Below are 14,315 nucleotides of genomic sequence, written 5' to 3'. Positions count from 1 at the left end.
GTTACCTCTGCGACATTGTCACTCTATCTTCAATCAGACGCCGGTAGCGATACCGGCGTTTTTTATGAGTGCGGTGCAGAAACTTACTAGCCGCCAAACGCCCCTCACCGCTTACTGGGGATAAGGCACCCAATCCCCGCCATTAAGGCGAATATACGCCTTGCCCTGATACTGCATCACGATGGCATTGTCATTCTCAGAGATCACCGCCGTTTGCGGCAGGTTCTGCGTCAGCACTTGCCAGTCGACGCTTGGCGCAGTAAACACCTTGCCGTCCACCAACCGCGAGACCAACTCGGACAGCGCCAGGTAGCTGCTCGGCGTTTTAATCTCCACCGGGTTGCCCTGATGCGGGGCCTGCATACCAACCAGTTTGATACCAACCGGCGTATGGGTAATGTTCAGGCTTGGGATATCACGCAGGCCGGACATCTGCATTTTGTCGCCCGTCAGCGCTGCACCGTGCTCCGGCACGATCACCACCATCACCTTGCGCCCGGATTTCTGTAGCTCATCAAGGAAGGTGTTCAACTGATCGAAGAGTTGCTGCGCTCGGGGCTGGTAATCGGCGGTCTGTTTACCCCCAATAAAGCGGTTACCATCATGCAATGGGATCAGGTTGAAGAAGGTGGCGGTGCGAGCATCGCCCCCCTTTTTCTGCTGATCGAGCCAGCGGTTGAGCAGTTGCAGATCGTTATAGATCGGTTCGCCGTCGAACGACGCCAACTCATTGCCGATCCCGGCTTGTGACATCAGCGGAGCCTGTATATCACCTTGTTCACGCAATTCTTTCAGGAAGTTACCGAACACGCCGGAGTGATCCAGCATCAGCTGTTGTTTAAAGCCCAGCTTGGCCAGGTTATCAAACAGGTAGCACTGCTGATTGGCGGGCTGATACAAATCGTGATGCGAAGGCTGGCCGCAGCTGGCGCGTAACAGGCGGATAGCGGCTGGGCCGCTGTACGCGGTGGCCGAGTTGAAGTTGGTGAACATAATATCCATCTTGGCCCATAGCGGATGGTTGCGCAGATTGACGGCGTCCAGATCGGCCCAGGCCAGCGAACAGATGTTGATGATCAGCACGTCAAACGGCTGGGCATCGGCAGGCAAGGCGGCCGGGAAGGTGGTCGCTCGGGCTTTTTCCTGCTGGTAGAACTGCTCCAGGTAGGCCGTAAGGTTGGCATCGGTCGGTGGGCCGTTGGCCGCAGGCAGATTGCCACCTGGTGCCGTCGCCGTGGCCGGTGTCGACGGGGTATTCGTCACCGTTGCGGTGTTGGTGGCAGGCAGTAAGGACACCGCCGGACCTGCAATATTGACCACGTTCAACCATACCAATGCCGCCACGGTAAACACCGTGATGCGTATCCATTGGGCCAGGAACAGGTAGGCAATCAGCAGTACGAAGGCGGCGCCAATCATCTGCCAGTTGATAAAGCGGTTGGCCAGCTCCAGCAGGTAATCCACACTGAAACCGGTGAGCTGCGAGCCTTGGCTAAGGATGCTGTTAATCCCCGGCAGCCAGGTGTCGTGGTAGAACAAACCGATACCGATAGGAATGGCGATCAGGTGACGCCAGCGGTGCAAGCGCGGCGACGGGATCGGCATCAGTAAAAAGGCCATAAACACCAGGTTGGGCAGCGCATGGAAGTTCAGATAACCGAACCACAACAGGCCGAACTTGGCCAGGAAATAGAAGTTCCAGCCACCAAGGCCGCGCCAGTATCGCCATAAGGTATTGTCAGGTTGCGTTATTTTATCGTCACTCATGGTTATTTTTTACGCTTGATTTGAGAGGTGGAACCTGTGCGCACCCATAGCCCTGCCGACTTTAAATAGCGCGGTGATAACAACAAATTCTGCCAAGATCGGCGCCAGTTGGGGAAACGGCGATGCAGCAGGTATCCCATAGGGATAAACACTATTGCGCACAGGATCACCAGTTGCACGATATCGTCAAGTGCGTTCATGGCTGTTCCCCCTGCCCGAGGCTCATCAGGGTGAAGGGAATGGGTTCCCGGCGTTCGGTCTGGTGTTCCGTTTCTACGGCGTGGGTTGTTGTGGCAGCGGCCGATTGCAGCTTGCTGGCGGGGAGCGAAAACTCGATATGCTGCCGCAACAGCCTGATTTTATCGGTAATATCCACATCCAGATGCCACACTACCCGATTACTGAACGCCTCGCTCACTGGCAGGCGGAAGACGAATTTCAGTGCGGTATCCAGATCGTTAATCCGGCAGGTGGAAAGGAACAGGAACAGCCGATTCTGCGCCACGGTCATGATGTCGCCAAAACGCCGCAAATGGCACAGCGTCATCGACTGGCGAGCGCTCAACCCTGGTGCTGGGCGTAGGGCGACCATCACCCCTTTTCCATCTTCCGGCAACAGGGTATTTTCCATCAGTGATGTCACCGCCCGGTTGAATTCTTCTAGCGGCAGGTAGCCTTTCAGTTTCATTGGGCGCAGCCCGGCGAGCAGCTTGTCAATATCCGCCGGAATATGGCGCGACAGGCGTTGCCCCTGAATACCTTCCAACATGGTCAAAAAACTGGAAAGCGGTGCCACGTGGGGCACGATCAGATTGGCACCGCAGGCCAGCAGCAGGCGTTCGTCGCTGTAGCGCAGGCTGGCGCTCATCTCGCGCACGACAATCTTCAGCCCGTCGCCCCTGCTGCGGCGCAGGCTATGGATCTGATGGGCCAACTCGTCAATTTCGTCACTTTGATACAGGGCGAAGATCAGCGTGGCGGCGATGGTCAACATGCCACGCTGCATCAACTTGGTATTGCTCTCAAACAGTTGCCAACTGGCCGATAGCGGTGGGGCGCCCTCGAGAATGCGTTGTTCCGCCAGGCACAGGCTCTCGTCATTGCGTTCCGGGGTAGGGGAGGGCTGGTTGCTGTCGTCCGCACCTTCCCAGCCTTCCGGGCCTTCGGTCAGAGTGAACAGCTGGTTGGCATTGATGCCGTTTGCCGTGCTCCACCAGTGCACCAGATACTGGGCACTGCCTTGCAGCCCCTGCAGGCTGGCCAGGCCGTTGAGAATGCGGTGTTCGGCGGCTAGCTGGCCTTTGAGTTTACTCACGCCGCTACCGTGGCTGAGTATCACCAGTGTGCACTGCTGCTGGTGTAACCATTGGCCGAGTTGAGCGGCCCATTTGCGCAATTCATCGTTGGTAAAGGTTTGCCACAGGCTGGCGTGGACCAACAGGATCAGTAAGCGGTTGCTGGGTTTTAGCTCACGCATCAGATCGTCGGCCAAATGCAACAGCGCCGCTTTTTTTTCTGGCAGGCTATATAAAGGGAGTTTTTTTATCGCAGAGGAAAGAGGCGTTGCCAATAAGGTGTCCGCCTGATTGCCGCTACAAATCAGTGCCAACGGGCTATTTTCTTCCTGGGCGGCGATGATCTGCCGGCAAAACAGGTTGGCATCGCTCTGGCGATCGATATTCACCCAGTAAAAGCCTGGGGATTGCATAGCCGACAATTCTTGCCAAATCCGTCGGATACCTAATGAAAAAGAGTGCGCCATAGATTTATTCTACTTTCGTTGAAAGTGGCGTAGACCAAACCCGAGCTGGTCACATTAAAAGCGTAATGTCTGAGTTAGCATAGCAAATCTAGCCATAATAGGGATATTATCCGTTAAGATTCATCTTATTGGCCCAATTTTTTCCGAACGTTGCTATAGTCATTTAACATTAGCCTATTTTATGAGGCGGCAAGATGAATAATGATGCGTTAAGAAGGCTTCGGGAGAAAGCACCAGTAGAACTTCAGGACGATTTGCAGGCCTTGAGCCGTGCCTTTTCGTTGCCCAAGTTAAACTACATCGATATTTCACGCCAGGAACGGCTAGCACAAATGATGGTCCGCTGGCCGCTGCTGGCGGAGCTGGCCAACAAGACGGGGAGTGCTTGATCCATGCCGGTCATTGCACTGCAAGGGATTCGGGGCGGTATTGGCACCACGTCAATCACTGCGGCGTTAGCTTGGGCGTTACAGCAACTGGGCGAGTCGGTACTGGCAATTGACCTGTCACCGGACAACCTGCTGCGATTACACTTTAATATGCCCTTCGAACTGAACCGGGGCTGGGCTCGTGCAGAGCTGGATGGCAGCGGTTGGCAGCAAGGGGCAATGCGTTACGGCAAAAAACTCGATTTTCTGCCGTTTGGCCGCTTAAGCGCAGCCGAACGTGTAAAAGTACTGCAGCAACAGAGTGATACCCCACAACGTTGGCATGATTTTCTGACTCAGCTGCGTGCTTCAGGGCTGTATCGCTGGATCCTGCTGGATATTCCGGCGGGTGACGGTCCCCAGATTGAACAGCAGTTGGCGCTGGCCGACCAGGTTTTCCTGTTGCTCGGCCCCGATGCCAACTGCCATGCGCGCCTGCATCAGCAACCGTTGCCTACGGGGTGCCACCTGCTGATTAATCACTACTCCTCGGCCAGCCCGTTGCAGCAAGATCTGCATCAGCTGTGGTTACAAACGCTGGCAGGTCTGTTGCCACTGGTGATCCATCGAGATGAAGCGCTGGCGGAAGCGATGGCGGTCAAGCAGCCGCTCGGAGAGTATCGACCGGAAAGCCTGGCGGCCGACGAAGTGCTGACGCTGGCCAACTGGTGTCTGCTCAACCTGCAGGACGCCGAGGTATGAGCAGGGTATTGAGCCTGCTGCTGGTGCCTCCCGTTCACCGGGCGGTGCAACAACGCTATCGTGCTTATCGCCACGCGGGGGCCCCGGCATTTACCGCTGGCCTCACGACCCTGATGGTGGCCATCGGCTGGCTGTTGCTGCGGTTTGAGTCCCCTGGCTGGCAAAAGGTGCAGGCAGGCCAAAGCTATTGGTTCCCCCATATTTCCCCCCATCGTCCACGCCCGGCAGATGCGCTGCGTTATTTGTTGCAGGGGTTTTGGCTGCTGGTGACCCACAGTGTTCCGGCCCCGATGGGACGCTCCTACTTTGCCGGTTGGCACCGTTTGCAACTGCGTTACGCCAACTGGTTGCAAAGCTTGCCGCAGCGCTTGCAGGGGGCTGGTATGGAGGAGCGTACGGTAGAGCGCCTTAACCGGATGAATCACCGGGTGCGCCGGGTGCTGTTTATCATTGCTGGCCTATTGGCCGGGTTGCTGGCTCTGCTGTGTATTTCCCAGCCCTTTGAACTGCCCGCCCAGTTTATTTTTGTGCTGCTGCTGTGGTGTATCGCCATGGTGGTGCGGCGTATTCCTGGCCGGTTACCCGGCCTGATGCTGATTGTGCTGTCGCTGACCGTTTCCTGCCGTTATTTATGGTGGCGCTATACCTCAACGCTGAACTGGGACGATCCGCTCAGCCTGATCTGCGGCCTGCTGTTGCTGGCGGCGGAAACCTATGCCTGGGTAGTGCTGGTGCTGGGCTACTTCCAAACCGTGTGGCCGTTGAATCGCCAGCCGGTGCCGATGCCTGCCGACAGCAACACCTGGCCGACCGTCGATCTGCTGGTGCCGACCTACAACGAAGATCTGGGCGTGGTGAAGCCCACCGTCTATGCGGCCCTGGGGATTGACTGGCCGAAAGATAAAATCAACATCTATATTCTCGACGACGGTAACCGGCCAGAGTTCAAAGCCTTTGCCGCAGAGGTCGGGGTGAAATACATCGCCCGGCCGACCCATGAACACGCCAAAGCGGGCAATATCAACAATGCGCTCAAGTATGCTAGCGGTGATTTTGTTGCCATCTTCGACTGCGATCACGTCCCCACGCGTTCTTTCCTGCAACTGACCATGGGCTGGTTCTTTAAAGACAAGAAGCTGGCGATGTTGCAAACGCCGCACCATTTCTTCTCGCCCGATCCGTTTGAGCGCAACCTGGGGCGTTTTCGCCAGACGCCAAATGAAGGCACCCTGTTCTATGGGCTGGTACAGGACGGTAATGATATGTGGGATGCCACCTTCTTCTGCGGCTCCTGCGCCATCTTGCGCCGTACGGCATTAGATGAAATCGGCGGTATCGCGGTGGAAACGGTGACTGAAGATGCCCATACTTCGCTGCGTCTGCACCGCCTTGGCCACACCTCGGCCTATATCCGCATTCCGCAGGCCGCCGGGCTGGCAACGGAAAGCCTGTCTGCCCATATCGGCCAGCGTATTCGTTGGGCGCGCGGCATGGTGCAGATCTTCCGGTTGGATAACCCGTTACTGGGCAAAGGGCTGAAGTTTGCCCAGCGCCTGTGCTATGCCAACGCCATGCTGCACTTCCTGTCCGGTATTCCGCGCCTGATCTTCCTGACCGCGCCGCTGGCATTTTTGTTGATGCATGCTTACATCATCTTCGCGCCAGCCTTGGCGATTGCGCTGTATGTGCTGCCCCACATGATCCACGCCAGCCTGACCAACTCACGTATTCAAGGCAAATACCGCCATTCCTTCTGGAGTGAAATCTACGAAACCGTGCTGGCCTGGTATATCGCCCGGCCAACGACCGTGGCCTTGTTCAATCCGCATAAAGGCAAGTTCAACGTCACCGCCAAAGGCGGGCTGGTTACGCAAGAGCACGTCGATTGGGTGATCACCCGGCCTTACCTGCTGTTGGTGACACTCAATCTGGCAGGCCTGGGTTTTGGCGTGTGGCGCTTTTTCTACGGCCCGCCAGACGAGATGATGACGGTGGTTATCAGCCTGATTTGGGTGATCTATAACATGACCATCCTCGGTGGAGCGGTGGCCGTGGCGGTGGAGGCCAGGCAGGTACGGCAGTCGCATCGCGTGGAGATCGCCATGCCTGCGGCGGTAGCCCGGGCCGACGGACATCTGTTCCCCTGTACGTTGCGTGATTACTCCGACGGTGGTGTAGGTATCGAAATGCGCGTGCCGGATCAGTTGCAAGAGCATGACCAGATTGCGCTGCTGCTTAAACGTGGCCAGCAGGAGTTCAGCTTCCCTTGCGTGGTGACGCGCTCCCATGGCCGCTCGGTGGGGGTCCGCTTGGTCGAACTCTCGACACGCCAACATATCGAATTTATTCAATGCACTTTTGCCCGGGCCGATACCTGGGCACTGTGGCAAGACGCATTCCCGGAAGACCGGCCGGTGGACAGCCTGCGGGACGTACTGATGCTAGGTTTTCACGGCTACCGGCGCATGGCGGACTATGCGCCGCCAACGATGCGCAAGATCCTGGTCGGCCTGACCTCGCTGGCCACCTGGATCCTGTCATTTATTCCGCATGGCGTAGGCAGAGACCGTGCTCCTACGGCCCCAGGGACTGTGGCATAGGCTGTGTATCGTAACTGCCCGTTCGCAAGCCCGGCGAACCGGCCCCAACATTGATGATGATACGATGACGAGAAAAATAAACTGGTTTACCGCGCTGGCCTTAGGCATTAGTAGCTTATCTCAGGCGGAAACGGCCCCCACACCAGCGGCCGACGTGACTCCGCCTGCGAGCACTGTGGCAGAAGCTCCGGCCGCCGTACCTATGGGAATGGTAGCGCCGCAAGCACCCGATGCACCGGTGCGAGATGTAAAACTGCCGTTTACCGAGGTGGCACCGCCGCCCGGCACCTTTATCTTGCGTGGCACCCGCCCAGAAGGCCAGATTGAGTTTGGCGTGCGCAGTGACGAAGTGGTTTCGCAGGCGATGCTGGACCTGGAGTTTACCCCATCACCGTCGCTGATCCCGGTGGAGTCGCACGTCAAGATCTACCTCAACGATGAGCTGATGGGTGTCATCACCATCGCCAAAGAGCAGTTGGGTAAGCCCAATCGTGTCCAGTTGCCGATCGATCCGCGTTATATCACCGATTTTAACCGCATTCGCCTGGTGTTTGTCGGCCACTATCAGAACATTTGTGAGAACCCGGCCAACAGCACGCTGTGGTTGGACGTCAGCAAATCCAGTTCGCTGAGCCTGCGTTACCAGACGCTGCCGGTGAAAAATGAGCTTTCCCACTTCCCGGAACCCTTCTTTGACAGTCGAGACGATCGGCCATTAACGCTGCCGATGGTGTTTGCCGGCCAACCCGATCTTGAACAACAGCGTGCGGCGGGGATCTTGGCCTCGTGGTTCGGCACCCAGGCGCAGTGGCGCGGTCAGTCCTTCCCGACGCTGTTTAACCGCTTGCCAAGCCAGCACGCCATCGTGTTTGCCACCAATAAACAGCGCCCGGATTTCCTGAAGGATTATCCGGCGGTCAACGGGCCGACGGTGGAAATGATCAGCCACCCGGATAACCCCTATGTGAAGCTGTTGTTAGTACAGGGCCGTGATGATAAGGACCTGATCACGGCGGTGAAGGGCATCGCGCAGGGTAATATCCTGTTCCGTGGCCAGACTCTGAGTGTGGATAAGGTTGAGCAGTTGGCCGTTCGCCAGCCGTACGATGCGCCAAACTGGGTGCGTACCGATCGGGCAATGAAGTTCAGTGAATTGCAGCAATATGCCGAGCAGTTACAGACTAACGGCGTCGAACCTGGGCCGATCTCACTGTCGATGAACCTGCCGCCGGATCTGTTCCTGATCCACAGCACCGGCATCGATATGCAGCTGAAATACCGCTATACCTCGCCGCGTATTGAGGATGGTTCACGCTTGAGCATCAGCCTGAACAATCAGTTTGTGCAGTCCTATGCCCTGGTGCCGGAAAATGAGAAGGGCGCGCAGCTGTTGCGTTTGCCGCTGGCTCAGGGGTTGCTCGATTCCGACAAGGCGGTCAATATTCCGGCGCTGAAGTTGGGGGCGACCAACCAGCTGCGCTTTGACTTCGATTACACCACGCTGTTGGCCAGCGGTGCCGAAGGGCGTTGCGAAACCTATTCCTTGGTGCCGAACCATGCGGTGATCGACGGCAACTCCACCATCGATTTCTCCGGCTATCGTCACTTTATCACCATGCCCGACCTACGTTCCTTTGCCAACGCCGGTTTCCCTTTCAGCCGTCTGGCGGATCTGTCGCAAACGCTGGTGCTGGTGAACAAACAGCCGCAACCCGCCCAGGTGAGCGCCTTGCTCAACGCTATGGGTAACATGGGGGCGCAAACCGGTTATCCGGCGCTGGCTTTCTCGTTGTCCGATGACTGGTCACAGGCCAAGGATAAGGACGTCGATATCCTGCTGATCGGCACCATTCCTCCGGAGCTGCGTGATGACAAGAAAATCAACCTGCTGGTAGAGGCGACGCTGAGCTGGGTGAAAATGCCGATGCGCCAACTGCCGCTGCCGAGTATGGAGGTGCAGCAGGATGACGCTAAGCCAGACAGCAAAACTACCATCAGCTCGGAAGGGGCGATGGCGGCGGTGGTTGGCGTGCAGTCCCCGTTCTACGATCAGCGCAGCATTGTAGCCCTGCTGGCAGACAGCCCGAGGGGTTATGAATTGTTGAATAATGCGCAGCTAGACAGCGGCAAGCGTGCGGCGATGTTTGGTTCGGTGGCCGTGATCCGTGAGTCCGGCGTCGATAGCCTGCGCGTGGGGGATGTTTACTACGTTGGTCATCTGCCGTGGTGGGAACGTATCTGGTATGCGTTGTCGACACATCCGCTGCTGCTGGGTGCGATAGCCGCGCTGGTGGTGGTGATGGTGGCCTTGTTGCTGCGGCGTGGTCTGAAGGCCTTTAGCCGTCGTCGTCTGTCACCGGAAGATCGGGATTAATTGCCATGATGGAGATCTGTCTGCGCCGTCTGCTGCCTGGCCTGATGATGCTGTGTGCGTTCAGCACGGCAGCAAGCTGTGATTGGCCAGCCTGGCAGCAGTACCAACAGTTTTATCTCAGCGATGAAGGGCGGGTGATCGATCCCAGCAGCCCGAAGCGCATCACCACGTCCGAAGGGCAGAGCTATGGGATGTTCTTCGCGCTGGTGGCCAACGATCGGCCTGCCTTCGATAAGCTGTTGGCGTGGACGGAGAACAATCTCGCCTCTGGTGACCTGAGCGCACATCTGCCCGCCTGGCTGTGGGGGCAGGACGATGCCAAGGCCTGGAAGGTGTTGGACAGCAACTCGGCTGCCGATGCGGATCTATGGATCGCTTACAATCTGCTGGAAGCGGGGCGGCTGTGGCAAAGCCGCCGCTATCAAACATTGGGCACGCTGTTGTTGCAACGGATTGGTCGTGAAGAGGTGGCGAATATCCCCGGTTTGGGGCTGATGCTGCTGCCGGGCAAGGTGGGTTTTGTGGCCGAGGATCGTTGGCGCTTGAACCCTAGCTATTTACCACCACAGTTGTTGGCCCGCTTTGCCCAATTGAACGGGCCGTGGCGAGCGATGCAGAAAACCAGCCAGCGGTTGCTGCTGGAAACGGCTCCGCAAGGATTTTCACCCGACTGGGCCGAGTGGCAATCCGGCAAAGGCTGGCAGCCCGATCCCGTCAAACCCAATATCGGCAGCTATGACGCCATCCGCGTCTATCTCTGGGCTGGGATGTTGGCGGACGACGATCCCCATAAAGCGGCGCTGGTGAAGCAGTTCCAACCGATGGTACGCCTCACCGCTCAGTCTGGTGCAGTGCCAGAGAAGGTCGATACCGCCAGCGGGAAAACCAACGGTACGGGCCCGGTAGGCTTCTCCGCTGCGCTGTTGCCGCTGCTGGCCGCACAACCCGATGCCCTGGCGGTGCAACGCCAGCGTATTCAGGATAACCCTTTGGGTAATGACGCCTATTTCAGCGCCTCATTGCTGCTGTTTGGCCAGGGATGGGATCAGCAACGTTTTCGTTTCAATCGTCAGGGTGAACTTCAACCCGCCTGGGGTAGCCAATGCGCAACTTCACACTAGGCTGGCTAAGCCTGTTTCCTTTAAGCCTGGCTCTGTTGCCGCAGGCGCAGAGTGCCCAGAGCGTTGCCCCGGAGCAATGGCTGCTGGAGCAGGTGCGCATCGGCGAAGCCAGCAACAAAGATGAGCTGGTGCGTCAATCGCTGTATCGCCTTGAGCTGATGGACCCGAATAACCCCGACGTGATAGCGGCGCGTATGCGCCTGGCTCTGCGGCAGGGTAATCAGGTCTTGGCGCAACAACAGTTGGATAAGCTGAAGGGAGTGGCACCGCAATCGCCGGTGTTTCGCCAGGCAGAAATGAATATGCTGCTGACCCAGCCGGAAACTCGCCAGAAGCTGCAACAGGCGCGCCTGATGGCGACAGCAGGGCGTTTGCCGGAGGCCAAAGCTCAGTACGATGCGCTGTTCCACGGTAATCTGCCAACGCTCGATCTGGCGGTGGAGTATTGGCGTCTGGTGGCCAGATTACCCGGCCAGGAGCAGGCAGCGATACAGCAACTACAGGCGCTGGATCGGCAATATCCCGGTAACATCACGCTGCGCATGGCGCTGGCGCGGATGCTGTTCAGCCAGGATCGCGACGCTCAGGCCTATGAGCTGTTACAGCAAGTGGCTACCGATCCCGCAGGCCGCGGTTCTGCGGCGGATTTGTGGATGGAACAGGTCAAAGCGTTGCCGGTCAGCCCGCAGAGCGTGGCGGCGTTGAACCGTTTCCTCGGCGTATTTGAAAGCGGTGAACAGGCGCTTGGCGCACAACAGGAACTTGCCCGCCAGCGAACGCTGTTGGCCGACCCTGCCTATCGCGCGCGCATGACCGGGCTGGCGCAGGTGAATAAAGGCGGCAGCCGTGCGGCAATCCCGGAACTGAAAAAAGCGCTATCGAGTGCGCCTAATGATGCCGAAGTGCTTGGTGCGCTAGGCCTGGCCTATTCTCGCGCCGGTAACCGGCAGCAGGCACTTAGCCTGTTCCAACAGGCGCAGAAGGCGGACAAGGATAACTATGATAGCGGCAAATGGCAGAGCCTGATCAAAACCACCCGCTACTGGCTGGCGATCGATGCGGGCGACAAGGCGTTAAAGGCCAATAACCTGCCGTTGGCTCAGCAAAAATACCAGCAGGCGCGGCAGATTGATAACGGCGACAGCGATGCTTTGGTCGGCCTGGGCGATGTTGCCGTAGCCCGTAAAGATGATGCTGCAGCTGAGCGCTACTATCAGCAGGCTCTGCGCCTGGATCCGGGCAGTGGCAGCGCGGTGCGGGGTTTGGTGAATATCTACCAGCGGCAGTCGCCACAAAAAGCGCTGGCCTATCTCAATAGCCTGCCTCGTGGGCAGCAGAACAAGCTGCACAGCACCCTCAACGGGCTGCAACTGGACATGCTCAAACAGCAGGCTGACGAACTGGCCCAGCGCCAGCAGTGGCCAGAAGCGGCGGAAAAGTACCGGCAGGCGCACCAGAAGGATCCTGATGACGTCTGGCTGACCTATCACTATGCGCAAACGCTGCGTCAGGCCGGGCAACCGCAGCAGGCTGACGTGCTGATGCATCAACTGGCCGCGAAGAAGTCAGGCGATCCGCAGCAGGTTTACGCCTATGCGCTGTACCTGGCTGGTAGCGATCGTGACAACCAGGCGTTGGCCCAGTTGAATACATTGCCCAAAGCGCAGTGGAACGACGGGATGCGTGAGATGGCCCAGCGTTTGCAGATGCAGGCCACGCTCGATCATGCCGAACGGCTCCGAACTGCCGGTGATGAACCCGCAGCAATCGCCTATCTGCGCCAGCAGCCCCCGGCAACGCGCATCGACCTGACCTTGGCCGACTGGGCGCTGGAGCGGGGAGAGTATGACGAGGCGCTGGCGGATTATCAGCGGGTGCGTGCGCGTGAACCGAATAATCCGGATGCGCGTTTGGGGGAGATTGAAGCCTATGTGGCGCAAGGTCAGCTAAGCGAGGCCCGCCAACGGCTGCAAACGGCACCAGCGCAACCGGACGAGTCGATCAATGGCCAGCGTCGTGTTGCCAATGCCTGGACGGCAGTGGGCGAACCGCAGAAAGCGACCGATATCTTCAAGCAGCTAAAAGTGGCCGCCCAGAAAGAGCCGCCGGGGCAGGCTAAAGCCTTGGTGTATCGGGATGCTGCGAGGCTCGAGCAAAAGCAGTTGCAACCGCAAATGGCGCAGCAGGATTATCGTCAGGCGATGGTGGCCAGCGGCATTGCGCCAACGGTGCCCGAGGATAATGACGGTTACACCCGTCTGACCCGCAATAACGCGACGGATGACTGGCTAAAACGCGGCATCCGCTCCGATGCCGCCGATCTTTATCGCCAACAGGACGTCAGGGTCACACTCGATCACGACTACTGGCGTTCGAGCGGCACCGGTGGCATCTCGGATTATCAGGCGCATGACACCATGTTGCAGGTGGATATGCCGCTGTATGACGGCCGGGCGTTCCTGCGTACCGACACCGTCCAACTGAACGCGGGCAGTTTCTCGACCGATAATAACGGCAAGTACTTCGAAACCTTTGGCACCTGTAACACGCAGGGGTGCCGCGGTGACGAACGGCAAAAAACCACCGGCACCAGCGTGGCGGCCGGTTGGGCTAACGACCATTGGCAAACCGATATCGGCACTACCCCGATGGGATTTGAAGTGGTGGACTGGGCCGGCGGCGTGGCCTATAGCGGTGACTGGAACCATATCGGTTGGACGCTGGGTGCCTCGCGACGGCCTATTACCAGCTCGCTGTTGGCCTTTGGCGGGACTCGCGATCCGAACACCGGCACTACCTGGGGCGGCGTGCGTGCCACCGGTATCAATCTGAGCGCCAGCTACGATCGCGGTGAAGCCAACGGCGTGTGGGCCGATCTCAGTGCTCATCAGCTTACCGGCCAGAATGTCGAGGATAACCAGCGCCAGCGCTTGATGGCCGGTTATTACTATAAGGTGATAAACGAAGATAACCGCCGCGCCACCGTTGGGTTGAGCACCATGCTCTGGCACTATCAGAAAGACTTGAGCGGTTACTCCCTTGGGCAGGGGGGTTATTACAGCCCGCAGCAATATGTTTCACTGGCGGTGCCGGTGAACTATCGCCAGCGCACGGAAAACTGGTCGTGGGAAGTGGGGGGCTCGGTGTCGATCTCGCACTCGAAAACCAACGATGAAAAACGCTATCCCCTGCAAGGGCTGATCCCAGATTCCCTGCCAGACAGAGACGCGGTGGAAAGCGGTGGCTCCTCCTCCGGCGTGGGCTATACGCTGCGAGCCCTGATCGAACGCCGCCTCAGTTCCCATTGGACGCTGGGGGCCGGCATCGATATTCAACAGGCTAAAGACTATACCCCGAGCCATGCGTTGATTTATCTGCGTTACTCGCTCGCCGGTTGGCAGGGCGATCTCGATCTGCCACCACAGCCGCTAACGCCATACGCCGACTTCAAGTAACGTGATATTGGTCGATTCGTGGTGTCGCCCACAGGGTAGTTTTGTTACCCTGTGGCTATTCCGGCTAGGATAATACCGAAACCCGCGCTTTTCCTGCTGCTACCAG

General features: G+C 58.1%; 9 protein-coding genes. 6 read left to right on the top strand and 3 right to left on the bottom strand.

Going from position 1 to position 14,315, the window contains the following annotated elements; translation table 11 throughout:
- Nucleotides 1-111: 111 nt before the first annotated feature.
- The 3 genes from bcsG to bcsE are packed head-to-tail and all read right to left on the bottom strand — an operon-like array spanning nucleotide 112 to nucleotide 3,529.
- A complete protein-coding gene (bcsG, locus tag JHD74_RS02585) occupies nucleotides 112-1,767 on the bottom strand; it encodes a cellulose biosynthesis protein BcsG (protein WP_199061560.1) in 1,656 nt (551 codons plus the stop codon).
- Nucleotides 1,768-1,769: 2 nt separating this feature from the next.
- On the bottom strand, nucleotides 1,770-1,967 hold the full coding sequence (gene bcsF / locus JHD74_RS02580) for a cellulose biosynthesis protein BcsF (protein ID WP_199061551.1): 198 nt from the start codon (nucleotides 1,965-1,967) through the stop codon (nucleotides 1,770-1,772).
- Complete coding sequence (gene bcsE / locus JHD74_RS02575) at nucleotides 1,964-3,529, bottom strand: cellulose biosynthesis protein BcsE (RefSeq protein WP_199061549.1); 1,566 nt, start codon at nucleotides 3,527-3,529, stop codon at nucleotides 1,964-1,966. The genes bcsF and bcsE overlap by 4 nt, the downstream gene beginning before the upstream one ends.
- A gap of 194 nt (nucleotides 3,530-3,723) precedes the next feature.
- Between bcsE and bcsR the strand changes: the two genes are divergently transcribed.
- The 6 genes from bcsR to bcsC all read left to right on the top strand — a co-directional run bounded on the left by bcsR (nucleotide 3,724) and on the right by bcsC (nucleotide 14,209).
- Nucleotides 3,724-3,918: a cellulose biosynthesis protein BcsR gene (gene bcsR, locus JHD74_RS02570; protein ID WP_024527790.1), complete on the top strand. Its 195-nt coding sequence runs from the start codon at nucleotides 3,724-3,726 to the stop codon at nucleotides 3,916-3,918.
- A gap of 3 nt (nucleotides 3,919-3,921) precedes the next feature.
- Complete coding sequence (gene bcsQ / locus JHD74_RS02565) at nucleotides 3,922-4,659, top strand: cellulose biosynthesis protein BcsQ (protein WP_024527791.1); 738 nt, start codon at nucleotides 3,922-3,924, stop codon at nucleotides 4,657-4,659.
- Nucleotides 4,656-7,259 (top strand): UDP-forming cellulose synthase catalytic subunit, encoded by a 2,604-nt coding sequence (gene bcsA, locus JHD74_RS02560; protein ID WP_199061541.1) that lies wholly within the window; start codon nucleotides 4,656-4,658, stop codon nucleotides 7,257-7,259. Before bcsQ ends, bcsA begins: the two co-directional genes overlap by 4 nt.
- A 64-nt stretch (nucleotides 7,260-7,323) precedes the next feature.
- A complete protein-coding gene (gene bcsB, locus JHD74_RS02555) occupies nucleotides 7,324-9,633 on the top strand; it encodes a cellulose biosynthesis cyclic di-GMP-binding regulatory protein BcsB (RefSeq protein ID WP_024527793.1) in 2,310 nt (769 codons plus the stop codon).
- 8 nt (nucleotides 9,634-9,641) lie between these two features.
- A complete protein-coding gene (gene bcsZ / locus JHD74_RS02550; RefSeq protein ID WP_199061627.1) occupies nucleotides 9,642-10,754 on the top strand; it encodes a cellulose synthase complex periplasmic endoglucanase BcsZ in 1,113 nt (370 codons plus the stop codon).
- Nucleotides 10,736-14,209, top strand: a complete 3,474-nt coding sequence (gene bcsC, locus JHD74_RS02545; RefSeq protein ID WP_199061539.1) for a cellulose synthase complex outer membrane protein BcsC — start codon at nucleotides 10,736-10,738, stop codon at nucleotides 14,207-14,209. Before bcsZ ends, bcsC begins: the two co-directional genes overlap by 19 nt.
- Nucleotides 14,210-14,315: the final 106 nt, after the last annotated feature.

This window comes from Serratia sp. ASV30 (genome assembly GCF_016428815.1).
Classification (GTDB): domain Bacteria; phylum Pseudomonadota; class Gammaproteobacteria; order Enterobacterales; family Enterobacteriaceae; genus Chania; species Chania fonticola_C.
Note: the sequence above shows the minus strand (reverse complement) of the source record. Positions and strands in the feature narration are given on the sequence as shown.

Bases quoted from the DNA above. Each gene is read 5' to 3' on its own strand.
- bcsG (WP_199061560.1), bottom strand. From the start codon at position 1,767: ATGAGTGACGATAAAATAACGCAACCTGACAATACCTTATGGCGATAC.
- bcsF (WP_199061551.1), bottom strand. From the start codon at position 1,967: ATGAACGCACTTGACGATATCGTGCAACTGGTGATCCTGTGCGCAATA.
- bcsE (WP_199061549.1), bottom strand. From the start codon at position 3,529: ATGGCGCACTCTTTTTCATTAGGTATCCGACGGATTTGGCAAGAATTG.
- bcsR (WP_024527790.1), top strand. From the start codon at position 3,724: ATGAATAATGATGCGTTAAGAAGGCTTCGGGAGAAAGCACCAGTAGAA.
- bcsQ (WP_024527791.1), top strand. From the start codon at position 3,922: ATGCCGGTCATTGCACTGCAAGGGATTCGGGGCGGTATTGGCACCACG.
- bcsA (WP_199061541.1), top strand. From the start codon at position 4,656: ATGAGCAGGGTATTGAGCCTGCTGCTGGTGCCTCCCGTTCACCGGGCG.
- bcsB (WP_024527793.1), top strand. From the start codon at position 7,324: ATGACGAGAAAAATAAACTGGTTTACCGCGCTGGCCTTAGGCATTAGT.
- bcsZ (WP_199061627.1), top strand. From the start codon at position 9,642: ATGGAGATCTGTCTGCGCCGTCTGCTGCCTGGCCTGATGATGCTGTGT.
- bcsC (WP_199061539.1), top strand. From the start codon at position 10,736: ATGCGCAACTTCACACTAGGCTGGCTAAGCCTGTTTCCTTTAAGCCTG.